The organism is Pseudomonas sp. B23(2017), from assembly GCF_002113725.1.
Classification (GTDB): domain Bacteria; phylum Pseudomonadota; class Gammaproteobacteria; order Pseudomonadales; family Pseudomonadaceae; genus Aquipseudomonas; species Aquipseudomonas putida_Z.
In genome coordinates, this window is record NZ_NEJM01000001.1 from 526718 (window position 1) to 549502 (window position 22785).

The 22785-nt window shown below is 64.6% G+C and carries 16 protein-coding genes; 8 read left to right on the forward strand and 8 right to left on the reverse strand.

Going from position 1 to position 22785, the window contains the following annotated elements; translation table 11 throughout:
* Nucleotides 1–163 precede the first annotated feature (163 nt).
* The 3 genes from CAG46_RS02360 (at nucleotide 164) to CAG46_RS02370 (ending at nucleotide 4141) form a co-directional block, all read left to right on the forward strand.
* The gene (locus CAG46_RS02360; RefSeq protein ID WP_075046740.1) at nucleotides 164–1075 is read left to right on the forward strand and encodes a LysR substrate-binding domain-containing protein; all 912 of its coding nucleotides are present in this window, start codon (nucleotides 164–166) and stop codon (nucleotides 1073–1075) included.
* A 203-nt stretch (nucleotides 1076–1278) separates the two neighbouring features.
* Nucleotides 1279–2541, forward strand: a complete 1263-nt coding sequence (locus CAG46_RS02365) for an OprD family porin (RefSeq protein WP_085615927.1) — start codon at nucleotides 1279–1281, stop codon at nucleotides 2539–2541.
* 1 nt (nucleotide 2542) lies between these two features.
* The gene (locus CAG46_RS02370) at nucleotides 2543–4141 is read left to right on the forward strand and encodes an MFS transporter (protein ID WP_085615929.1); all 1599 of its coding nucleotides are present in this window, start codon (nucleotides 2543–2545) and stop codon (nucleotides 4139–4141) included.
* A gap of 167 nt (nucleotides 4142–4308) precedes the next feature.
* On the opposite strand, the gene CAG46_RS02380 is transcribed toward CAG46_RS02370, so the two are convergent.
* The 4 genes from CAG46_RS02380 to ycaC all read right to left on the reverse strand — a co-directional run bounded on the left by CAG46_RS02380 (nucleotide 4309) and on the right by ycaC (nucleotide 8697).
* Complete coding sequence (locus CAG46_RS02380; protein ID WP_038410295.1) at nucleotides 4309–6150, reverse strand: amidohydrolase; 1842 nt, start codon at nucleotides 6148–6150, stop codon at nucleotides 4309–4311.
* Nucleotides 6151–6528: 378 nt separating this feature from the next.
* Nucleotides 6529–7347 (reverse strand): alpha/beta fold hydrolase, encoded by an 819-nt coding sequence (locus CAG46_RS02385; protein WP_039612316.1) that lies wholly within the window; start codon nucleotides 7345–7347, stop codon nucleotides 6529–6531.
* Between the two features lie 39 nt (nucleotides 7348–7386).
* On the reverse strand, nucleotides 7387–7953 hold the full coding sequence (locus CAG46_RS02390) for an antibiotic biosynthesis monooxygenase (RefSeq protein ID WP_085615933.1): 567 nt from the start codon (nucleotides 7951–7953) through the stop codon (nucleotides 7387–7389).
* A 114-nt stretch (nucleotides 7954–8067) separates the two neighbouring features.
* On the reverse strand, nucleotides 8068–8697 hold the full coding sequence (gene ycaC, locus CAG46_RS02395; protein ID WP_085615935.1) for an isochorismate family cysteine hydrolase YcaC: 630 nt from the start codon (nucleotides 8695–8697) through the stop codon (nucleotides 8068–8070).
* Nucleotides 8698–9017: 320 nt separating this feature from the next.
* On the opposite strand from ycaC, the gene CAG46_RS02400 reads away from it, so the two are divergent.
* Nucleotides 9018–10445, forward strand: a complete 1428-nt coding sequence (locus tag CAG46_RS02400) for a mechanosensitive ion channel family protein (protein ID WP_025341092.1) — start codon at nucleotides 9018–9020, stop codon at nucleotides 10443–10445.
* A gap of 108 nt (nucleotides 10446–10553) precedes the next feature.
* Here CAG46_RS02400 and CAG46_RS02405 read toward each other — a convergent pair whose 3' ends face one another.
* Nucleotides 10554–11840, reverse strand: coding sequence for an FAD-binding oxidoreductase (locus CAG46_RS02405; protein ID WP_013974769.1), 1287 nt, complete (start codon nucleotides 11838–11840; stop codon nucleotides 10554–10556).
* A gap of 77 nt (nucleotides 11841–11917) precedes the next feature.
* Nucleotides 11918–13408: an aldehyde dehydrogenase family protein gene (locus CAG46_RS02410; protein ID WP_051096360.1), complete on the reverse strand. Its 1491-nt coding sequence runs from the start codon at nucleotides 13406–13408 to the stop codon at nucleotides 11918–11920.
* Between the two features lie 136 nt (nucleotides 13409–13544).
* Here CAG46_RS02410 and CAG46_RS02415 point away from each other — a divergent pair, with 136 nt between their 5' ends.
* Together CAG46_RS02415 and CAG46_RS02420 are read left to right on the forward strand one after the other, a co-directional pair.
* Nucleotides 13545–14435, forward strand: coding sequence for a LysR family transcriptional regulator (locus CAG46_RS02415; protein ID WP_085615937.1), 891 nt, complete (start codon nucleotides 13545–13547; stop codon nucleotides 14433–14435).
* A 203-nt stretch (nucleotides 14436–14638) separates the two neighbouring features.
* Nucleotides 14639–16033 (forward strand): VOC family protein, encoded by a 1395-nt coding sequence (locus CAG46_RS02420; protein WP_085615939.1) that lies wholly within the window; start codon nucleotides 14639–14641, stop codon nucleotides 16031–16033.
* A gap of 194 nt (nucleotides 16034–16227) precedes the next feature.
* Here the strand turns inward: CAG46_RS02420 and CAG46_RS02425 are convergent, their stop codons facing one another.
* Entirely contained in the window at nucleotides 16228–17154 is a 927-nt protein-coding gene (locus CAG46_RS02425) for a LysR substrate-binding domain-containing protein (RefSeq protein WP_013974772.1), read from the reverse strand.
* A gap of 156 nt (nucleotides 17155–17310) precedes the next feature.
* Here CAG46_RS02425 and CAG46_RS02430 point away from each other — a divergent pair, with 156 nt between their 5' ends.
* Complete coding sequence (locus tag CAG46_RS02430) at nucleotides 17311–18699, forward strand: NorM family multidrug efflux MATE transporter (protein WP_085615941.1); 1389 nt, start codon at nucleotides 17311–17313, stop codon at nucleotides 18697–18699.
* Between the two features lie 100 nt (nucleotides 18700–18799).
* Here CAG46_RS02430 and CAG46_RS02435 read toward each other — a convergent pair whose 3' ends face one another.
* On the reverse strand, nucleotides 18800–20467 hold the full coding sequence (locus CAG46_RS02435) for a bifunctional diguanylate cyclase/phosphodiesterase (RefSeq protein WP_085615943.1): 1668 nt from the start codon (nucleotides 20465–20467) through the stop codon (nucleotides 18800–18802).
* A 254-nt stretch (nucleotides 20468–20721) separates the two neighbouring features.
* Here CAG46_RS02435 and rep point away from each other — a divergent pair, with 254 nt between their 5' ends.
* Nucleotides 20722–22731, forward strand: coding sequence for a DNA helicase Rep (rep, locus tag CAG46_RS02440; RefSeq protein ID WP_025341098.1), 2010 nt, complete (start codon nucleotides 20722–20724; stop codon nucleotides 22729–22731).
* Nucleotides 22732–22785 lie beyond the last annotated feature (54 nt).

Here is a 22785-nt window from a genome sequence, read left to right on the forward strand (position 1 = left end):
CCGTTTTATGAACGATGGATTTGTACGGGCTGTGCCGGCCTCTTCGCGGGTAAACCCGCTCCCACAGGGATGGCGCCGGGCTTGAGCCCTGTGCAGTACCTGTGGGAGCGGGTTTACCCGCGAAAGGGCCGGCACAGGCAACCAAGTACCCGGAGACCGATCATTGGAAGACCTCAACTCCCTCTACTACTTCACCCAGGTAGTCGAGCACGGCGGCTTCGCCCCGGCTGGCCGGGCGCTGGACATGCCCAAGTCGAAGCTAAGCCGGCGCATCGCCGATCTCGAAGACCGCCTGGGCGTGCGTCTGCTGCACCGCACCAGCCGCCATTGTTCGCTCACCGAGATCGGCCAGGCCTACTACAACCGCTGCCTGGCCATGCGCGTGGAGGCCGAGGGCGCGGCGGAGATCATCGAGCGCAACCGCAGCGAACCGCGCGGTCTGGTGCGTATCAGTTGCCCGACCACCCTGCTCAATTCCTGGGTCGGGCCGATGCTGACCCGCTACATGCTCAAGTACCCGCAGGTGGAGCTGTTCATCGAGAGCACCAACCGCCGCGTCGACCTGCTGCACGAGGGCTTCGACATCGCCCTGCGGGTGCGCTTTCCGCCGCTGGAGAACACCGACATGGTGATGAAGGTACTGAGCAACAGTACCCAGTGCCTGGTAGGCCAGCCGCAGTACCTGGAGCAGTTGCCCAAGGGCTTCGACCCGCAGCTGCTCGGCACGCTGCCGAGCCTGCATTGGGGCAGCGCCCAGCGTGAGTACCAATGGGAGCTGTTCCAGGGCGAGGACAGCAGCCGCAGCATCGTCATCCCGCACACACCGCGCATGGTGACGGACGACCTGTTCGCCCTGCGCCATTTCGTGGTGGCCGGGGTAGGTATTGCGCACCTGCCGCGGGTGGCGGTGCGTGAAGACCTGGCGGCGGGGCGGCTGGTGGAGTTGTTGCCGGAATGGCACCCGCGTTGCGGCATCGTGCATGCGATCTTCCCGTCGCGGCGGGGGTTGCTGCCGTCGGTGCGGGCGCTGATCGATCATCTGGCCGAGGAGTTTGCGATCAGCGACATGGCTTGAGTTCTGGGTTGGCTGTACCGGCCTCTTCGCGGGCTCGCCCGCTCCCACAGGTTCACCACAGGCTCTGAACCCTGTGCAAAACCTGTAGGAGCGGGCAAGCCCGCGAAGAGGCCGGCACAGGCAAAAACAGCCAGAGCACACACATACAAGACCCCTGGCCTATCCTTCATCCACATTCCCGGATCATCCCTCCCGGAGCCCCCATGATCCGCGCCACTCACGGACCAGGCCGCGCCCTGTTCGCCACCCTCGCCCTGTGCCCGGCGCTCAGCCAGGCCGAAGAGCCCGGCTGGTCGCTGCTCAGCCGCAACTACTTCCTGCACAGCGACTTCCGCTCGCCCTCCGGCAGTGGCCAGAACTACCGCCAGGAATGGGCCCAGGGCTTCATTGGCGAAATCCGCTCCAGCTTCACCGAGGGCACACTCGGCGTCGGCATCGATGCCCATGGTTTTCTCGGCCTCAAGCTGGACGGCGGCCGCGGCCATGCCGGCACCGGCCTGCTGCCGCGCGACAGCGATGGCCGTGCCAAGTCCGACTACTCCAGCGCCGGCGCCGCACTCAAGCTGCGGATGGGCAATACCCAACTGCGCTACGGCGAAATGACCGTTGAAACCCCGGTGTTCGACACCAGCGACAAACGCCTGCACCCGGAGTACGTCACCGGCTGGTTCCTGGACAACACCGACCTGCCCGACTGGCGCCTGCAGGCCGGGCACTTCACCGCCTTCAACAACCAGGACAACAGCTCCAGCCATGATGACTTCAGCGGCTACGGCGCTACCACCGACAACCGTGCCATCAGCCTGGCCGGCGCCGCGTTCGCACCCGACGGGCCATTCGGCGGCGCACTGTACGCAGGCCAGCTGGAGGACACCTGGCGCCAGGCCTACCTCAACCTGAACCTGGCCGAGGGCAACTGGCGCCTGGACGGCAACCTGTACAAGACCCGCGACACCGGCAATGCCAGTGCCGGGGCAATCGACACCCTCGCCTACAGCCTGCTGGCCAGGTACAGCTTTGGCGCCCAGGCGCTGAGCCTGGCCTACCAGAAGGTCGAGGGCGATACCCCGTTCGACTTCGTCGGCGGCGACTCCATCTACCTGGCCAACTCGATCAAGTACGCCGACTTCAACGGCCCCGGCGAGCGCTCGTGGCAACTGCGCTACGACCTCGACCTCGCCACCCTCGGCGCCCCCGGCCTGAGCCTGATGGGCCGCTACGTCAGCGGCCGTGGCATCGACGGCAGCCAAGCCCCGGCAGGCGGCGCCTATGTGGGCCAGTACGGCGACGGCGGCAAGCACTGGGAGCGCGACATCGACCTGAAATACGTGGTGCAGTCGGGCGCCGCCAAGGACCTGAGCCTGTCGTTTTCCCACGTCAGCCACCGCGCCAACCAGGCCCAGGCCGGCGATGACATCGACCGGATCTACCTGATCATCGAATACCCACTCAAAGGCAGCTTCTGACATGAGCACGACCCCTTCAGGCGCCTGGAGCCCATTGCGCAACGCCACCTTCCGCATGCTGTGGATCGCCACCATCGCTTCCAACATCGGCACCTGGATGCATGAGGTGGGCGCCGGCTGGCTGATGACCACGCTGTCGGCCAGCCCGCTGCATGTGGCCCTGATCCAGGTAGCCGGCTCGCTACCGATGTTCTTCCTCGCCCTGCCGGCCGGCGCGGCGGCGGATATCGTCGACAAGCGCCGCTACCTGTTGCTGGTGCAACTGTGGATGTCTTCGGTGGCCGTGGTGCTGGCGGCCCTGACCCTGCTCGGGCTGATGAACGTCACCCTGCTGCTGGTGCTTACCCTGGCGCTGGGCATCGGCACGGCACTGATGATGCCGGCCTGGAGTGCGCTGACACCGGAGCTGGTGGGCAAGGACGACCTGGCCAACGCGGTGGCGCTTTCCAGTGTCGGTATCAATGTGTCGCGCGCCATCGGCCCGGCTTTGGCGGGCGTGGTGGTGAGCATGGTCGGCCCGTGGCTGACCTTCGCCCTGAATGCCATCTCGTTCGCCGGGGTGATTTTGGTGCTGTTCCTGTGGAAGCGCGAGGTGAAGGAGCCGCTGCTGCCGGCCGAGCGCTTCGTCGGCGCCATGCGCACCGGGCTGCGTTTCGCGCGCAGTGCCAAACCCTTGCAGGCGGTGATATTGCGCGCCTTGGCATTCTTTTTCTGCGCCAGCGCCGGCACCTCGCTGCTGCCGTTGATCGTGCGTGGCGAGATGCAGGGTACCGCCGCCGATTTCGGCCTGCTGCTGGCGGCCATCGGCATCGGCGCGGTGGCCGGCGCCACCTTGCTGCCACGCCTGCGCGAACGCATCAGCCGCGACCGCCTGGTGCTACTGGCCAGCCTGCTGTATGCCCTGTTCCTGCTGGCCCTGGCGCTGGTGCGCAACTTCTATGTGCTGCTGCCGGCAATGCTGCTCAGCGGCGCGGCGTGGATTGCCGTGCTGTCCAACCTGCAGGTGGCGGCGCAGACCTCGGTGCCGGCCTGGGTACGGGCACGGGCGCTGTCGGTGTACATCCTGATCTTCTTTGGTGCCATGGCCAGTGGCGGGTTGCTATGGGGCACGCTGGCCAGCCATGCAACGATCACCTTGAGCCTGCTGCTGGCCGCAGGAGGCCTGGCACTGGGCACGCTTCTGACCTGCAAGGTGACGCTGCCGGAAACCGCAGCCGAGGAGCTGACGCCGTCACTGCATTGGCCGGTGCCGCTGCTGAGCGACGACATGGACAAGGAAAGCGGGCCGGTGATGGTCACCGTGGAATACCACATCGACCCTGCCAAGGCCGAGGCGTTCCAGCAGGCAGCGCGGGAGCTGGAGGCGATGCGCAAGCGCAATGGCGCGTTGTCGTGGGGGTTGATGCGCGACAGTGCGGACCCGGCGTTGTGGCTGGAGTTCTTCTTCGAGGAATCGTGGCTGGAGCATTTGAGGCATCACCACCGGGTAACCCGGGGTGAGCTGAAGATCGAGGCGCGGGTGCGGATGCTGCAGACCGATGGGGTGGAAGTGAAGATTCGGCATCTGTTGGCTGGAGCTGAGCACAAGGCTCACCATTGATGCTGGCCTTTCCGGCCTCTTCGCGGGCTCGCCCGCTCCCACAGGGATCGCACAGAGCCTGAGGGCTGTGATGTACCTGTGGGAGCGGGCGAGCCCGCGAAGAGGCCAGCACAGAAGGAACAAAAAAGGGGGCCAATAACTGGCCCCCTTTTTCACATCAGCTCAGCTTAGAAAGCAAAGCACGAACAACCCAACGCCCCCCAGAAGCCCTGGAAGTCATTCACCGGCACATTCGAATGCCGTGCCTTCTCATGGCTGTGCGCATGCACCCCGCAAGGCCCGACACACTGGTGCGCCACCGCTGCCAGCGACGGCGTGCCCACGCGCCAGTGGCCCGGCACCTTGGTCACCGGCGACCACTCCGGCAGCACCGGCACCTGGGGCGGGCCGAGCTTGTCGAATTCCGCCGCGCCATACACCACCTTGCCGTCGACCACCGTCAGCACCGACTCGATGCCCTTGATCGCCTCTTCATCGACACTGAAGAAGTCCAGCGACAGCGCCGCCAGGTCGGCCAGCTGGCCCACCTTGATCTGGCCTTTCTTGCCCTGCTCGCTGGAGAACCAGGCGCTGCCCTGGGTGAACAGCTGCAGCGCGGTGTCACGGCTGAGGCCTTCCGGGTACAGCTCCATGCCACCGACGGTCTTGCCGCTGACCAGCCAGTACAGCGAAGTCCACGGGTTGTAGCTGGACACGCGAGTGGCGTCGGTACCGGCGCCCACCGGCACGCCCATGTCGAGCATGCGCTTGATCGGCGGGGTCTGCTCGGCAGCCTTGGCACCGTAGCGGTCGACGAAATACTCACCCTGGAAGGCCATGCGATCCTGGATGGCGATACCGCCGCCCAGCGCACGCACTCGCTCGATGTTCTGCGGGGTGATGGTTTCGGCGTGGTCGAAGAACCACGGCAGGCCATTGAACGGGATGTCCCGGTTGACCTTCTCGAACACGTCGAGCATGCGCGTGATCGATTCGTTGTAGGTGGCATGCAGGCGGAACGGCCAGCGCTGCTCGACCAGGTGGCGCACCACCGGCTCCAGCTCTTGTTCCATGGTTTGCGGCAGGTCCGGGCGCGGTTCGAGGAAGTCCTCGAAGTCGGCGGCGGAGAACACCAGCATCTCGCCGGCGCCATTGTGGCGCAGGAAGTCGGTACCGCTGTGCAGCTTCACGCTGGAGGTCCACTTGCGGAAGTCGTCCAGCTCTTCCTTGGGCTTCTGGGTGAACAGGTTGTAGGCAATGCGTACGGTCAGCTGGTTGTTGTCGGCCAGCTCCTGGATCACCTGATAGTCGTCCGGGTAGTTCTGGTAGCCACCACCGGCATCGATGGCGCTGGTCAGGCCCAGGCGGTTGAGCTCGCGCATGAACTGGCGGGTGGAGTTGACCTGGTATTCCAGCGGCAGCTTCGGCCCCTTGGCCAGGGTGGCGTAGAGGATCATCGCGTTGGGGCGGGCGATGAGCATGCCGGTCGGGTTGCCGAACTTGTCACGCTGGATCTCGCCGCCCGGCGGGTTGGGCGTGTCCTTGGTGTAGCCGACGGCCTTGAGCGCGGCGCGGTTGAGCAGTGCGCGGTCATACAGGTGCAGCAGGAATACCGGGGTGTCAGGTGCGGCCTGGTTGATTTCCTCCAGGGTGGGCATGCGTTTTTCGGCGAACTGGAACTCGTTCCAGCCACCGACCACGCGCACCCACTGCGGGGTCGGCGTACGCGCAGCCTGGTCCTTGAGCATGCGCAGGGCATCGGCCACCGAAGGCACGCCTTCCCAGCGCAGCTCCAGGTTGTAGTTCAGGCCACCACGGATCAGGTGCAGGTGCGAGTCGTTCAGGCCGGGGATGACCGTGCGCTGCTTGAGGTCGATGATCTGCGTGGTGGCGCCCTTGTGGGCCATGGCTTCGGCGTCGTTGCCCACTGCGATGAAACGGCCATCCTTGATGGCGACAGCGGTCGCGGTGGGCTTTTCACGATCAACGGTGTGCAGTTTGCCGTTGAACAGAATCAGATCGGCGGTCATGGAACCTCCTTGGGTGGATGCGTGAGCGGAACCGGCGGAACCGGTAAAAGGCAATGCGGACCAGAGCTCGCCGGCGGCACCGAGCACGGTACTGGTGGCGAGGAACTGGCGACGGGTCTTGTCGTTGCGGTCCTGGGACATGGTGTTCTCCGTCTGGGTGCGGCAGCGGGCAGGCGCAACTGCGGAGCATGCCGGTTGGTGTAGGGGCAAGGCTTGGATGGATGTGCGGTGGGTTGTTGAAGGTTAGCCCTGTTCAGCATTTGTGCTGCCTGGGCTGGCCTCTTCGCGGGTGAACCCGCTCCCACAGTGACACCACCGGCCTTGAAGACTGTGGTATCCCCTGTGGGAGCGGGTTTACCCGCGAATGCCCCAGCACAGTTACTTCTGAAGGAACGCCAGCAAGTCTTGATTGAGTTGCTGTGCATGAGTCACCGCAAACCCGTGCGGCGCCCCCGCGTAAACCTTCAGCTCAGCCCCGCGAATCAGCTCCGCCGCCCGCTTGCCGGTGCTCTCGAACGGCACGATCTGGTCGTCGTCACCGTGGATCACCAGGGTTGGCACATCGATCTTGGCCATATCCGGACGGAAGTCGGTTTCGGAAAACGCCGTCACACAATCCAAAGTGCCCTTGATCGATGCCATCAGCGCAATGTTCAGGGTCTGGGTCTGCACACCCTGGGACACCTGCTGCCCATGGTTGATGCCATAGAACGGCGCGGCGAAATCGGCGATGAACTGCGCCCGGTCGGCACGCAGGCCGGCGCGGATGCCCTCGAACACCGACAGGTCGACACCTTCAGGGTTGTCGTCACGCTTGCCGAACACCGGCGTCACCGCGCCCAGCAGCACCAGCCCGGCCACCCGCTCGCTGCCGTGGCGGGCGATGTAGCGGCTTACGTCGCCGCCACCCATCGAGAAGCCCACCAAGGTCACGTCGCGCAGGTCGAGGTGTTCGATCAGCTGGGCGATGTCATCGGCGAAGGTGTCGTAGTCGTAGCCGCTCCACGGCTGGCTCGAACGGCCGAAACCACGGCGGTCGAAGGCGATGGCGCGGTAGCCGCGGCTGGCCAGGAATTCCATCTGCGAATCCCACATGTCGGCATCCAGTGGCCAGCCGTGGCTGAACAGCACAGGTTTGCCGCTGCCCCAGTCCTTGAAGTAGATCGAAGTGCCATCGCGGGTAACGAACGTGCTCATGTCGGTATCTCCTTGAAAATGTCGAGGTAAAGGCCTGGCTCAGCCACGCAGCCAGTTGGCGCAGCGGCGGGTTACCCAAGGCATGATGTAGAACACCACGGGCAGGATGACGAACACATTGACGATCAGGTTGCCGGCAATCACACCGCCCAGCTGCGGGAAGCGTGCAAACAGCGGTGCCAGCAGTTGCGGAATGATCATGGTCATCGGGCAGATCACCAGGTAGGTCAGCAGCGCCTGCTTCCAGCGCGGCGGTTGCGCTGCGTTGGTGCTCGGCGGGGTGAACCAGAATTCCGGGTCGTCGTGCACCTGGGTGTGGTCACCGCCTTCGAGCAGCGGCAGTACTTCGCTGACCAGTGTCTGGCGCTCGGCAGAGTTGACCCAGGCTTGCAGCAGGCTGGCATCAGCGAAGCGCACCACGGTGGTGAAATGCAGCCCGCCGTCGTCAGGGCGGATGACGTTGACGTCGAGGTGCCCCGGCTGGCGGCGCGCAGTGCTGACCGTGCGCTTGAGCCATGCTTCGTAGGCCGCCAGCGAAGCGGCGCGGACCTTGTGCTGGATGACCAGGGTCACGACGTTGCGGTTGTCTTGGGGTGCGGTGTTCATCGGCGTTCCTTGGGATGAGCTTGCCCGCATCCACTGTGCAACGGCGGACGGGCGCTGGATTGGACAGGTGTGCTGCCTTGGTGGGCACCGGCTGGCGGTGCCCGCGCATCTGGCTTACTTGTTGGCGTTGAAAGCGTTGTAGCTGGTGATCAGGTTGCGGTAGTCCGGGATGTGGTTGGAGCACAGCGCGGCCAGGCCTTCGATGTCGTTGCGCCAGTCGCGGTGCAGCTCACAGGCCACGCCGAACCAGGTCATCAGTTGTGCGCCGGCCTGGCTCATGCGGTCGTGGGCGGCGTCGCGGGTCATGGCGTTGAAGGTGCCGGAGGCATCGGTGACCACGAACACTTCGAACTCTTCTTCCAGGGCCGACAGCGCCGGGAAGGCTACGCACACTTCGGTCACCACGCCGGCGATGATCAACTGCTTCTTGCCGGTGGCCTTCACCGCCTTGACGAAGTCCTCGTTGTCCCAGGCGTTGATCTGCCCTGGGCGGGCGATGTAGGGGGCGTCCGGGAACAGGGCTTTCAGTTCTGTTACCAGCGGGCCGTTCGGGCCTTGTTCGAAGCTGGTGGTGAGGATGGTCGGCAGGTTGAAGAACTTGGCCAGGTCGGCCAGGGCCAATACGTTGTTCTTGAACGCGTCCGGCTCGATGTCGCGGACCAGGGACAGCAGGCCAGCCTGGTGGTCGACCAGCAGGACAGCGGCGTCGTCTTTGTTCAGGCGGTTGTATTTGAAGTTGGTCATGGTCGTTGCTCCTAAGGGTTTTGATCTTTTCAGTAAGTTGGGTGTTTCGCGTTGATGGGAGAAGATTAAAACCATGACCTTTCTGGCGGTAGATAGCGGTTTTTGGCTCTAGCGTTCTGTTTTATGAACGATGGTTTTGTATGGGCTCAACCGGCCCTTTCGCGGCTAAAGCCGCTCCCACAGGGATTGCGCTGGATTTGAATCGTGCGCAGTACCTGTGGGAGCGGCTTTAGCCGCGAAGAGGCCGGCACAGGCCCCATTGCCTGCCCGGCCAACCTGCTCTATTACTACCCACAGCCCTCCTCTCACCCGAGACCACCATGCTGGCGTTCATCCAGTCATACCCGTTGTTGCTCGGCACCGCCCTGATCCTGCTCGACCTCGTGCTTTGGCAACTGATCCCTCTCCAGCACCGGGCCTGGCGCATCGGCGCGCGGCTGGTGCTGTTCCTGCTGTTCAGCTCGGTGCTGGTGGCTGCCGGCATGAGCCCGCTGCAACCACCACCCTGGCCCGATGATGTCTCGCGCAACCTGATCGCCACGGTACTGGCGATCGGCTGGTGGCTGTTCGGCGCACGCACGGTGACGGTGGTGTTCGGCCTGTTGCTGGTGGCCCGCGGCAGCCATGGCGGGCGTTTGCTGCAGGATGTGCTGGGGGCGCTGATCTTCCTGGCTGCCGTGGTCGCTGCCGCAGGCTATGTGTTGCAGTTGCCGGTAAAGGGCCTGCTGGCCACGTCGGGGGTAATGGCCATCGTCATCGGCCTGGCGCTGCAGAGCACACTGGCCGACGTGTTCAGTGGCATCATCCTGAACACCACGCGGCCGTATCAGATTGGCGACTCGATCTCCATCGACAGCACCGAAGGCAAGGTGCTGGAAATCGACTGGCGTGCCACCCGCCTGCTCACCAGCACCGGAAGCCTGGCGGTAATCCCCAACTCGGTGGCGGCCAAGGCCCGGCTGCTCAACCACAGCCGCCCTGCCGATTTGCACGGGGTGTCGATCAGCGTGGTGGTGCCGGCCAAGGTGCGGCCCAAGCGGGTGTTCGATGCGCTGGAAAAGGCCTTGCAAGGCGTCAGTGCCATTCTTGCAACACCAGGCCCAAAGGTGACGGTGAAAGCCTCGACGCTGGAATCAGTGGAGTACGAAGCCAGTGGCTTCGTGGCCGACGCGGGCGCCAAGGGCGACGCGCGCAACCAGCTGTTCGACCTGGCCCACCGGCACCTGGAGGCCAGCGGGGTGATGTGGAACACCGACCTGGCCATGCCACCACGCAGCCGCCAGCGCGAGGTGCTGGACGAGGTGCGGGTGTTCCGCTCGCTGAGCGCGGAAGAGCGCGATGCGCTTAGCCAGCGCATGACGGCGGTGGAATACCTGGCCGACCAGGTAATCCTGGGCGTGGGCGAGCATTCCGATCATTTGCTGGTGATTGGCAGCGGGGTGGTTTCGGCGTCGATCCGCGATGGCGACAAGCTGGTCGAGGCCGGGCGCATGGGGCCGGGCGAGGTGCTGGGGATCGAAGGAATCATCGACGAAGAGGAATCGCTGGCCGAGTTCCGCACGCTGACCGGTTGCGTGCTGTATCGGATCGACAAGGAACAGGTGAAGAGCTGCCTGGTGCAACGCGGCGATGTGCAGACGGCGTTGAGCAAGTTGCAGCGGTTTCGGCGGCAGAGCCGGGAGTCGTTGTTGCTGCAGAAGCCGGTTTCGATCAAGAAGGGCGGCTTTCTCAGCTGGTTGCACAAGTAAACCTGTGCCGGCCTCTTCGCGGGTAAACCCGCTCCCACAGAGACCGCGCAAATTCAGAACGCTGCGCAGTACCTGTGGGAGCGGGTTTACCCGCGAAGAGGCCAGTATTTACAACACAACTCTCAAACATTGCCCCGCGTGGTACAGCGAGAACCCGGACTCATAGAACGCCGTCCGCAGCGAGGGCGCACTCACGCCCTTCATCGGCGAAAACGGAATCGGCAGGCTGCCCGCCTCCCCCTTCAGCAAAAACTCGGCAAACGCCCGGCCAATCACGGTCCCGGTAGTATTGCCCCGCCCGTTGTACCCGGTCACCGCCACCAGCCCCGGCGCCGGTTCGAACAGGCGCATCAGGTGGTCTGGGGTGAAGTCGATGCAGCCGGTCCAGTGCATTTCCCACTCGACCTTGCCCAGCTCCGGGTAATAGTGGCTCTGGATGCGGTCGGCCCAACTGCGCACGAACCACGCCGGCTTGTTGTCGACCCGGCCCAGGCTGCCGAGCAGCAGGCGGCCCTGGTCGTCGCGACGGATGCTGCTGAGCACGGTGCGGGTGTCCCACGAGCCTTGGCCATGTGGCAGCACCTTGTCGGCTGCAGCGCCCTGCAACGGCTTGGATGCCACCTGGTAGTAGTAGCCACGGAAGAACTGCTTCTGCAGGTTGCTCCAGTCGCCTTCGGTGTAGGCGCCGGTGGAAATCACCACCTTGTCGGCGCGCACCGAACCACGTGCGGTCTTCACCCGCCAGGCATCGCCGTCACGCTCCAGGCCTTCGACCGAAGACTGCTGGAACAGCTTGCCACCCAGGCGTGCCACCGCTGCGGCCAGGCCCTGGGTGTAGCCCATGGGGTTGATGGTGCCGGCGCGGCGGTCGAGCAGCGCGGCGGAAATCTTGTCGGTGCCGCAGTATTCCTGGCATTGGGCGCCGGTCAGCAGCTCCACATCGGCACCACGGCGGCGCCATTGTTCGTGGCGGGCCTCGAGGTCGGCGATACCGGTGGCGTTGTGCGCCATGTGCAGCGTGCCTTTGTGCTGGGCCTGGCAGTCGATGCCAAGGCGTTCGATCATGGCGAACACTTCGGCCGGGGCTTCGCCGAGCACCTTGTTCAGGCGGCTGCCCTGCTGCAAGCCGAGGGTGGCCTCGACATCGTCGGGGCGAATCCAGGTGCCGGCGTTGACCAGGCCGACGTTGCGCCCGGAGCCACCGTGACCGATCTTCCAGGCCTCCAGCAGGATCACCGACTTGCCCTGTTCGAGCAGGTGGATGGCCGCCGACAGGCCGGTAATGCCGCCACCGATCACGCAGACATCGGCCTTGTGCTCACCGGCCAGGGCCTGGGCGGCGACGGTCGGTTTGCTGACGAATTCCCACAAGCATTCTTGACGCAGTTCGGACATGGCCCGGCTCCAGCAATTTGTTCTTGTTTGGGGCCGCGAACCGGGGGCTGAGCCCCCGGCCATGCAGCATCAACCCATCAGTCGAACACGATACCCTGCGCCAACGGCAGTTCGCGCGAGTAGTTCACGGTGTTGGTCTGGCGACGCATGTAGCCTTTCCAGGCATCCGAACCGGACTCACGGCCACCGCCAGTCTCCTTCTCGCCACCGAACGCACCGCCGATCTCGGCGCCGCTGGTGCCGATGTTGACGTTGGCGATGCCGCAGTCGCTGCCCGAGGCACTCTGGAAGCGTTCGGCCTCACGGATGTCGGTGGTGAAGATGCACGACGACAGGCCTTGTGGCACTTCGTTGTTCAGGCGCAGGGCCTCTTCGAAGTCGTCGTAGGCCAGCACGTACAGGATCGGGGCGAAGGTTTCGTGGCGCACCACGTCGCTCTGCGCCGGCATTTCGGCGATGGCAGGCGATACGTAGTAGGCGTTCGGGTACTGGTCGGCCAGCTGACGCTCACCACCAAATACCTGGCCGCCTTCGTCGCGGGCCTTGGCCAGCGCGCCCTGCATGGCGTCGAACGACTGCTTGTCGATCAGCGGGCCCACCAGGTTGTCCTTGCGTGGGTCACCGATGCGCACCTTGCCGTAGGCGGCTTTGACACGGGCAACCACTTCGTCCTTGATCGAACGATGCACGATCAGGCGGCGCAGGGTGGTGCAACGCTGGCCGGCGGTGCCGACTGCGGAGAACAGGATGCCACGCACGGCCAGGTCGAGGTCGGCGCTCGGGGCCAGGATCATGGCGTTGTTGCCGCCCAGTTCGAGGATGCTGCGGCCGAAGCGGGCAGCCACACGTGGGCCGACTTCGCGCCCCATGCGGGTGCTGCCGGTGGCGCTGACCAGCGGTACGCGCGGGTCGTCGACCATGGCTTCGCCGGCTTCACGGCCGCCGATCACCAGTTGTGCCAGGCCAGCCGGTGCATCACCAAACGCTTTCAGGGCTTTTTCGAACAGCGCCTGGCAGGCCAGGGCGGTCAGCGGGGTCTTCTCGGACGGTTTCCATACCACCGAGTTACCGGCGACCAGGGCCAGGGCGGTGTTCCAGGCCCAGACTGCGACCGGGAAGTTGAAGGCGCTGATCACGCCGACCACGCCCAGCGGGTGCCAGGTTTCACGCATGTGGTGGCCAGGGCGCTCGGAAGCGATGGTCAGGCCGTACAGCTGGCGCGACAGGCCAACGGCGAAGTCGCAGATGTCGATCATTTCCTGCACTTCGCCCAGGCCTTCCTGGGTGATCTTGCCGGCTTCGATCGAAACCAGCTCGCCGAGGTCGGCCTTGTGCTCACGCAGCACTTCGCCGAACAGGCGCACCAGCTCGCCGCGGCGCGGGGCCGGCACGCTGCGCCAGGCTTCGAAGGCGCGCTGGGCCTGATCGATGCGGGCGATGGTCTCGGCCTTGCCGAGCAGTTTCACCGAGGCGATCTGGCTGCCGTCGATCGGCGTGTGAACAGGGTAGTCGCCCTGGGTGTAAGCCTCGGCAGCAACGCCAAGGCGCTCGAGCAGTCCAGCAACCATTTGTGCATCTCCTACATCGGGTGATGGGGTGGAAAAATGATGTGGATCAGTATTAATCCGATCACACCGGTGCAACAAACGACCTTTATTCCGCATATCATTCCGTCAGGTAATGATTTGAGCCGCAGAGACCGCTATGTCCAAACGCCTGGTGCCCTCCATGACCGCCCTGCAGTGCTTCGAAGCTGCAGCCCGCCATTTGAGCTTTACCCGTGCCGCCGAAGAGCTGCACCTGACCCAGAGCGCGGTCAGCAAGCAGGTGGCGCAGCTTGAAGACATGCTGCGCCACCACCTGTTCCTGCGTATCCGCCGCCGCCTGCAGCTGACGCCGGCGGGCAGCCTGTACCTGGCCGAGGTCAACAAGATCCTCACCCAGGTGGACATGTCCAGCCGCTACGTGCTCACCTACGGCGAGCAGACCGAGATATTGAAGGTAGCCACTCAGCCGAGTTTTGGCGTGCGCTGGTTGATCCCGCACCTCAAGGGCTTTGGCAAGCGCCACAGCAACATCCACCTGGACATCCGCAACGAGATGGAACCGTTCGCCCTGCTGCAGGGCTCGGCGGACGTGGTGTTCTTCTATGGCCAGGGCACCTGGCCGGGGGCCACCTGCGTGGAGCTGTTCGGTGAGGAGGTGGTGCCAGTGTGCGCGCCGGAGTTGCTGGCCGGGCGTGAACTGCACGATGCCGGGGAGCTGGCCGAACTGGTGCTGCTGCAGAGCACCTCGCGGCCAGAGGCCTGGCACGAGTGGTTCCTGGAGTTGGGCTTGCAGAGCGTCAGCGCCTACCACGGGCCGCGCTTCGATACCTTCTACATGGCCTTGAGCGCGGCGCAGGCCGGGTGCGGGGTGGCGTTGGTGCCGCGCTACCTGGTGGCGAAGGAGCTGGCCGAGGGGAGTTTGGTGGTGCCGTGGAACCATGCGATGCGCAGTGCCGGAGCGCATTACCTGGCGTATGCCGAGCATGCGGCGGAGGTGCCCAAGGTAAGGGCGTTGGTGGAATGGATTCGTGAGCAGCTATCGACCTGAGGGCCTCTTCGCGGGCACGCCCGCTCCCACAAGGTACTGCATAAGGTTCAGACTGCGCACAGTCCCTGTGGGAGCGGGCGTGCCCGCGAAAGGGCCCTTGAGGTCGATCAAAAAAGGAATGACACACTCACTTTTTTTCGCTTGTGAGCAAAGTGCATTCCCAGCTTTCATGTAAGCGTCCGAACCCAACCAGGAAGCTAGCGATGCCCGCCCACGATTTCGTCAGCCCCGACAGCATCCGCGCGCAGTTCTCTGCCGCCATGTCGCTCATGTACAAACAGGAAGTGCCCCTGTACGGCACGCTGCTGGAGCTGGTGAGCGAAATCAACCAGCAGGTCATGGCCCAGCAACCCGAGGTTGCCGAGGCCCTGCGCTGGACCGGCGAAATCGAGCGCCTTGATCAGGAGCGCCACGGCGCCATCCGTGTGGGCACCGCCGCAGAGCTGGCCACCATCGCCCGGTTGTTCGCGGTCATGGGCATGCAGCCAGTCGGCTACTACGACCTCAGTTCCGCTGGCGTGCCGGTGCATTCCACCGCCTTCCGCGCGGTGCACGAGCAGTCGCTGCACGTCAGCCCGTTCCGCGTGTTCACCTCGCTGCTGCGCCTGGAACTGATCGACAACCCGCAACTGCGCGAGCTGGCAGAGAGCATCCTGTCCAAGCGCCAGATCTTCACCACCCGCGCCCTCGAACTGATCGCCCAATGCGAGCGCGATGGTGGCCTGAACACCGCCAATGCCGAGGCGTTCGTGCAAGAAGCGCTGCACACCTTCCGCTGGCACCATGACGCCACCGTCACTGCCGAGCAGTACCAGCAGTTGCACGACCAGCACCGCCTGATCGCCGATGTGGTGGCCTTCAAGGGCCCGCACATCAACCACCTGACCCCGCGCACCCTGGACATCGATGCAATCCAGCTTGGCATGCCGGCCAAGGGCATCCCGCCAAAGGCCGTGGTCGAAGGCCCACCCACACGCCGCCACCCGATCCTGTTGCGCCAGACCAGCTTCAAGGCCCTGCAGGAAAAGGTCGCGTTCAGCGATCAGCAGGGCAGCGAAGGCAGCCATACCGCGCGCTTCGGCGAAATCGAGCAACGCGGTGCGGCGCTGACGCCGAAAGGTCGCCAGCTGTACGACAAGCTGCTCGACGCCACCCGCGCCGCCCTGGGTGGCGCCCCGGCCGAGGCCAATGCCGAACGCTACATGGCGTTGCTGAAGGACACCTTTGCCGAGTTCCCGGATGACCTGGCACAGATGCGTGAACAAGGGCTGGCCTACTTCCGCTACTTCGCCACCGAGAAAGGCCTGGCTGCGCGCGACCAGGACGGCCGCCCGACCACTCTGGAAGGGCTGATCGAGGCTGGCCATGTGCACTTCGAGGCGTTGGTGTACGAGGACTTCCTGCCGGTGAGCGCGGCGGGGATCTTCCAGTCCAACCTGGGTGACGATGCGCAGGCCGAGTACGGCAGCAACGCCAACCGCGATGCGTTCGAAGCGGCGCTGGGGCTGCAGGTGCAGGATGAGCTGGCGCTGTATGCGCAGAGCGAGCGTCGGTCGCTGCAGGCGTGTGCACAGGCTTTGAACCTGGGCTCGATGTAAGGCATTGCGGCCTCTTCGCGGGTAAACCCGCTCCCACAGGTACAGTGCAGTCCTTGAGGCCAGCGCTGTCCTGTGGAAGCTTCGGCGCAGGCCTTGAGGCCAGTACTGTACCTGGGAAAGGTTCGATGCAGGCTTTCAGGCCTGCGCTGTACCTGTGGGAGCGGGTTTACCCGCGAAGAGGCCGGTACAGGCGATCAAAGGGCCGGCAGGATCTGCACATCCGGCAAATCCATCGCCGCCACCTCCTCTTCCAGAAACGCGCTCAAACGCCGCAACCGCTCGCCACCTGGCCGAGTGCGCGGCCACACCAGGTAATAATCCATCCCGCTGGGCACCGCCGTCGGCCAAGGCAGGCTCAAGCGCCCCTGCGCCACATCTTCGGCCACCATCAGTAGATCACCCATGGAAATGCCATAGCCACGCGCCGCGGCAATCATGCCCAGCTCCAGGGTGTCGAACACCTGCCCGCCCTTGAGCGAAACCTTGTCACTCAACCCCATGCGCTCCAACCACTCCCGCCAGTCGCGCTTGTCCACCGTGGGGTGCAGCAGCTCGATGCAGGCAAGCCGACGCTCGTCCCAGGGTTCTTCGTCGAGCAGGTCTGGCGCACCCACGGGGATCAGCAGCTCCGGGAACAACCTGCGCACTTCCCATTCCGGCGGGAACACCCCGTCGCTGAGCAACACCGCGCAATCGAACGGTTCCTGGTTGAAGTCCACATGGTCGACATCCATCCAGGCGCTGGTCAGCTGCACTTCGTTGCCAGGCTGCAAGTGGCGAAAGCGGCTAAGGCGCGCCAGCAACCAGCGCATGGTCAGGGTCGAGGGGGCCTTCATGCGCAGGATGTCATCCTCACCGCGCAAGGTATCGCAAGCCCGTTCCAGCGCGGCAAAGCCTTCACGCACACCCGGCAGCAGCACCCGCGCCGCTTCGGTCAGTTGCAGGCTGCGGCCGCTGCGCACGAACAGGCGGCAGGCAAAATGCTCCTCCAGCGTGCGGATATGCCGGCTGACCGCGCTCTGGGTAATCGACAGCTCTTCGCCGGCACGGGTGAAGGAGCTTAGCCGCGCTGCGGCTTCGAATGCGCGCAGGGCATACAGCGGGGGGAGCTGACGGGACATGAGGCACCTGCCATACGGGGCTGTGAAATGAATCACCGGGAAGCATATATACATGAGTCAGACTCATGCCAATGATCGCTTTTATCCTTTTGTGCAAAGTTGACCAAAGCCTCAGAATCGCCCTTCGTTGATCACCCCAGGAAAAGGACTGCCCCCATGCATGTCGCGCCCACCACAGAACTCAAGGCTTTGCTGCGCCTGGCCGGGCCGCTGATCGCCTCGCAGTTGGCGCACATGCTGATGGTGCTGACCGATACCCTGATGATGGCCCGCATCAGCCCGCAAGCCCTGGCTGGCGGCGGCCTGGGCGCGGCGAGCTACTCGTTCGTGTCGATCTTCTGCCTTGGCGTGATCGCTGCGGTCGGTACCCTGGTGGCCATTCGCAAGGGCGCCAACGACATCGAGGGCGCCACCCGCCTGGCGCAAGGTGGCCTGTGGCTGGCCTGGGGCCTGGCGCTGTTCGCTGCGCTGGTGCTGTGGAACCTTGAGCCGGTACTGCTGCTGTTCGGGCAAAAGCCCGAGAACGTTGCCTCGGCCGCCGAATTCCTCACCCTGCTGCCACTGGCCCTGCCCGGCTACCTGACCTTCATGGCCTTGCGCGGCTTCACCAGCGCGCTGGGCCGGTCGACCCCGGTGATGGTCATCAGCCTGGTCGGCACGGTGCTCAACTACCTGTTCAACGTGGCGTTGATCGAAGGCATGTTCGGCCTGCCCAAGCTGGGCCTGATGGGCATCGGCCTGGTCACCGCGGTGGTGTCGATGGGCATGGCCATTGCCTTGGCGCTGTATATCCGCTGGCACCCGGCCTATACCGCCTACCCACTGCGCAAGGGCCTGTCGCGCCCTTCGCTGCCGGCCCTGCGCGAGCTGTGGCGGCTGGGCCTGCCGATTGGCGGCACCTACATGGTGGAGGTCGGCCTGTTCGCCTTCGCCGCGCTGTGCATGGGCGTGCTGGGCAGCACCGAGCTGGCGGCGCACCAGATCGCCCTGCAGATCGTCTCCACGGCGTTCATGGTGCCGACCGGGTTGTCGTATGCGGTGACCATGCGCGTGGGGCTGTACTACGGCGCCGGCAACCTGCTGGCGGCGCGCAGTGCCGGGCGGGTGGGCATCGGCTTCGGGGCGATGATCATGTTTGCCTTCGCCGCGCTGTTCTGGCTGCTGCCCGATGCGCTGGTGGGGCTGTTCATCGACCGTGACGACCCGGCATTTGCGGCGATCTTCCAGCTGGCGGTGCAGTTGCTGATGGTGGCTGCGTGGTTCGAGCTGTTCGATGGCATGCAGACGATCGCGATGGGCTCGATCCGTGGGCTGAAGGATGCCAAGACCACCTTCCTGATCGGCCTGGTGTGCTACTGGCTGGTGGGGGCGCCGAGCGCCTGGCTGTTCACCTTTACCCTGGGCGGTGGCGCGGTCGGGGTGTGGTGGGGGCTGGCGTTGGGGCTGGCGTGTGCGGCGGTGGCATTGACCTTTGGCTTTGAGTGGCGCATGAAGCGGCTTTTGGGCAAGGCCGGGATTGGTGGAGCGGCGACGGCTTCGGCCTGACTTGCGGGCCTCTTCGCGGGTAAACCCGCTCCCACAGGGACTGCGCAGGGTCTGAATACTGTGCAAAGCCTGTGGGAGCGGGTTCACCCGCGAAAGGGCCCTAAAGGGCTGTGCCCAACTGGCAGCCGGTCGCCTGCAGCAAGAACTCCATCAACTCCCCCACCGGCAGCGGCTTGCTGACCAGGAAGCCTTGAACCTGGTCACAGCCGAACCCGCGCAGCAACGCCATCTGCTCTTCGCTCTCCACCCCTTCGGCCACCACCTCCAGGTTGAGGTTGTGCGCCAGGTTGATCATGGCGTGCACCAGCTTGCGGTTCTCCTCGCGCATTTCCATTTCCGCGACAAAGCTGCGGTCCACCTTGAGCAAGGTGATCGGCAGGCTGTTGAGGTGCACGAACGAAGAGAACCCGGTACCGAAATCATCGAGCGAAAAGCGCACGCCCAGACGCCCCAGGGCGTCCATGGTCTGGCGCACCAGTTCGTTGCGGCGCATCACCGCCGTTTCGGTCAGTTCGAACTCGAGCCAGCGGGCATCCACGCCATGTTCGAGAATCAGGCGGCTCAAGGTCGCCAGCAACTGGCTGTCCTGGAACTGGCGGAAGCTCAGGTTGACCGCCATGTGCAGCGGCTCCAGGCCGCGCTCGCACAGCGCCTGCATGTCGCGCAGGGCACGGGAAATCACCCAGTAGCCCAGCGGCACGATCAGGCCGCTCTGCTCGGCCAGCGGCACGAACTCGCTGGGCGGCAACAGGCCGCGCTCGGCATGCCGCCAGCGCACCAGCGCCTCGAGGCCGACGATGCGCCCGTCGGCCAGGTTCAACCGCGGCTGGTAATGCAGCTCCAGCTCGTCTCGGCGCAGGGCGCGGCGCAGTTCGCTTTCCAGGTCGGCAAGGCTGCGGGCGTTGCGGTTGATGCGTTCGTTGAACACATGGAAAGTGCAACCCTGGCTGCCCTTGGCCTGGCGCATGGCGATGTGCGCGTGCCACATCAGCGGGTCGGCACCACCCTGGGCGCGGGCATGGGCCAGGCCCAGGCTGCAGCCCAGCAGCAGGCTTTCGCCGTCGATCCAGTAAGGTTCGGCCAACGCCTCGACAATCCGCTCGGCAATCGATTCGGCACGATTGGGGTCGCGTCGGGTGTCGATCAGCAGAGCGAACTCGTCGCTGCCCAGGCGCGCCAGCTGGTCACCCGCCTCCAGTTGCTGTTTCAGGCGCGCCACCACCTGCAGGATCAGGCGGTCGCCACTCTGGTGGCCAAGGGCGTCGTTGACGTGGCGGAAGTTGTCCAGGTCCAGGTGGCCGAGAGCAAGGCCACGGCCGTCGTTCTCGGCCAGCCGCGCGGTCAGCAAGGCCTGGAAGCCCTGGCGGTTGGCGATGCCGGTCAGCGGGTCCTGCTCGGCCAGGCGCTGCAGGGTGGCCACCAGCACGCCGCGCTCGCGCACATGGCGCAGCGAGCGGCGCAATGTGTCGACATTGAGCTGGTCACGCACCAGCCAGTCGCTGACCGCGGTGGGCGCTACCTGGGGCTCGTGGTCGAGCAGCAGGATGGTCGGCAACTCGCAGCGCCCGGGCGCGGGCTGCAGGGCCGGGGTTGCCAGCACGATAGCCTGACGGTCCTGGTTGAACAGGCTGTCGACCGACTCCCAGTTCGGCGCCGTCAGCAGTACGGCGCTGCCACCCAGTGCGGGCGTGCACTCGCGTAGCAGCGCACCCCATTCCGGCTCATCGGCCAACAGCAGCAAACGCAATGGTTCGACAGGCGTGGACAAGCGGGCTCCTTAGGGCTTCACGGTGCAACGGAAACTGCCAGGTATGCTACTGCATTAATGAAAATGATTTTCAATTTAATACATGTTTTTACGGGTGTAGCATCCCGACGTATTTTGTCGTGCATCCTGCGCGAAACTGCGCCAGCCGGCAAATCCCGTTTACATATTTGACTCAGACGTCAGACGGTCGCGCCACAAACGCCCCATGCCTGTTAGAATGCGCGGCTATTTTCTGGCGACCCCCGGTTTCTAGCATGTCCCGACTCAATCCCCGGCAGCAGGAAGCCCGTGACTATGTCGGCGGCCCTCTTTTGGTGCTCGCCGGTGCAGGCTCGGGCAAGACCAGCGTGATCACGCGCAAGATTGCCCACCTCATCCAGAACTGCGGCATCCGTGCCCAGTACATCGTGGCGATGACCTTCACCAACAAGGCCGCGCGCGAGATGAAGGAGCGGGTCGGCACCCTGCTGCGCCCGGGGGAAGGCCGTGGCCTGACGGTGTGCACGTTCCACAACCTGGGCTTGAACATCATCCGCAGGGAGCACGAGCGCCTGGGCTACAAGCCGGGTTTCTCGATCTTCGACGAGTCCGACATCAAGGCGTTGCTGTCGGACATCATGCAGAAGGAATACTCCGGCGACGACGGCATCGACGAGATCAAGAACATGATCGGTGCCTGGAAGAACGACCTGATCCTGCCCGCCGAAGCCCTGGAGAAGGCGCGCAACCCGCGCGAGCAGACCGCAGCAATCGTCTACACCCACTACCAGCGCACGCTCAAGGCGTTCAACGCGGTGGACTTCGACGACCTGATCCTGCTGCCGGTCAAGCTGTTCCAGGAACACCCCGATGTGCTGGAGCGCTGGCAGAACCGCGTGCGTTACCTGCTGGTGGACGAATACCAGGACACCAACGCCAGCCAGTACCTGCTGGTGAAGATGCTGATCGGCATGCGCAACCAGTTCACCGTGGTAGGCGACGACGATCAGTCGATCTACGCCTGGCGTGGCGCCCGGCCGGAAAACCTGATGCTGCTCAAGGAGGACTACCCCTCCCTGAAAGTGGTGATGCTGGAGCAGAACTACCGCTCCACCAGCCGCATCCTGCGCTGCGCCAACGTGCTGATCGCCAACAACCCGCACGCGTTCGAGAAGCAGCTGTGGAGCGAGATGGGCGTGGGCGACGAGATCCGCGTCATCCGCTGCAAGAACGAGGAAGCCGAGGCCGAACGCGTGGCCATGGAAATCCTCACCCTGCACCTGCGCACCAACCGCCCGTACAGCGACTTTGCCATCCTCTACCGCGGCAACTACCAGGCCAAGCTGATCGAACTGAAGCTGCAGCACCACCAGGTGCCGTATCGCCTGTCGGGCGGCAACAGCTTCTTCGGCCGCCAGGAGGTCAAGGACCTGATGGCCTACCTTCGCCTGCTGGTGAACCCGGACGATGACAACGCCTACCTGCGGGTGATCAACGTACCGCGCCGCGAAATCGGCTCCACCACCCTGGAAAAGCTCGGCAACTACGCCACCGAGCGCGGTATTTCGATGTACGCCGCCAGCGAGGAGCTTGGCCTGGGCGAGCATCTGGACGCCCGCTATACCGAGCGTTTGCAGCGCTTCAAGCATTGGCTGGACGGGGTGCGCCACAAGGTTGCCCTGGAAGACCCGATTGCCGCGCTGCACGAGATGATCCGCGATATCGACTACGAGAACTGGATCCGCCAGCAGACCGCCAGCGACAAGGCTGCAGAGTTCCGCATCAGCAACGTCTGGTTCCTGGTCGAAGCGCTGAAGAACACCCTCGAGAAGGACGAAGAGGGTGACATGACCATCGAGGACGCCATCGGCAAGCTGGTGCTGCGCGACATGCTCGAGCGCCAGCAGGAAGAGGAAGAGAACGCCGAAGGTGTGCAGATGATGACCCTGCATGCCTCCAAGGGCCTGGAATTCCCCTACGTGTTCATCATGGGCATGGAAGAGGAAATCCTCCCGCACCGCTCCAGCATCGAGGCCGACACCATCGAAGAGGAACGCCGCCTGGCCTACGTGGGCATCACCCGCGCGCGCCAGACCCTGGCCTTCACCTTCGCCGCCAAGCGCAAGCAGTACGGTGAAATCATCGACTGCACGCCCAGCCGGTTCCTCGACGAACTGCCACCGGACGACCTGGCCTGGGAAGGCCTGGACGATGCGCCGGTCGAGGTAAAGGCTGCACGGGGCAACAACGCCTTGGCCGATATCCGGGCAATGCTCAAACGCTGATCAACCATTACTCTTTAACTTTGCCGCTATTTGCGGCCACCTTTGCTACATCGA

Excerpts from the sequence above, each read along its gene's own strand:
- CAG46_RS02365 (WP_085615927.1), top strand. The coding sequence starts at position 1,279 with ATGATCCGCGCCACTCACGGACCAGGCCGCGCCCTGTTCGCCACCCTC.
- CAG46_RS02420 (WP_085615939.1), top strand. The coding sequence starts at position 14,639 with ATGCCCGCCCACGATTTCGTCAGCCCCGACAGCATCCGCGCGCAGTTC.
- CAG46_RS02430 (WP_085615941.1), top strand. The coding sequence starts at position 17,311 with ATGCATGTCGCGCCCACCACAGAACTCAAGGCTTTGCTGCGCCTGGCC.
- CAG46_RS02400 (WP_025341092.1), top strand. The coding sequence starts at position 9,018 with ATGCTGGCGTTCATCCAGTCATACCCGTTGTTGCTCGGCACCGCCCTG.
- CAG46_RS02410 (WP_051096360.1), bottom strand. The coding sequence starts at position 13,408 with ATGGTTGCTGGACTGCTCGAGCGCCTTGGCGTTGCTGCCGAGGCTTAC.
- CAG46_RS02385 (WP_039612316.1), bottom strand. The coding sequence starts at position 7,347 with ATGAGCACGTTCGTTACCCGCGATGGCACTTCGATCTACTTCAAGGAC.
- rep (WP_025341098.1), top strand. The coding sequence starts at position 20,722 with ATGTCCCGACTCAATCCCCGGCAGCAGGAAGCCCGTGACTATGTCGGC.
- CAG46_RS02415 (WP_085615937.1), top strand. The coding sequence starts at position 13,545 with ATGTCCAAACGCCTGGTGCCCTCCATGACCGCCCTGCAGTGCTTCGAA.
- ycaC (WP_085615935.1), bottom strand. The coding sequence starts at position 8,697 with ATGACCAACTTCAAATACAACCGCCTGAACAAAGACGACGCCGCTGTC.
- CAG46_RS02405 (WP_013974769.1), bottom strand. The coding sequence starts at position 11,840 with ATGTCCGAACTGCGTCAAGAATGCTTGTGGGAATTCGTCAGCAAACCG.
- CAG46_RS02425 (WP_013974772.1), bottom strand. The coding sequence starts at position 17,154 with ATGTCCCGTCAGCTCCCCCCGCTGTATGCCCTGCGCGCATTCGAAGCC.
- CAG46_RS02390 (WP_085615933.1), bottom strand. The coding sequence starts at position 7,953 with ATGAACACCGCACCCCAAGACAACCGCAACGTCGTGACCCTGGTCATC.
- CAG46_RS02380 (WP_038410295.1), bottom strand. The coding sequence starts at position 6,150 with ATGACCGCCGATCTGATTCTGTTCAACGGCAAACTGCACACCGTTGAT.
- CAG46_RS02370 (WP_085615929.1), top strand. The coding sequence starts at position 2,543 with ATGAGCACGACCCCTTCAGGCGCCTGGAGCCCATTGCGCAACGCCACC.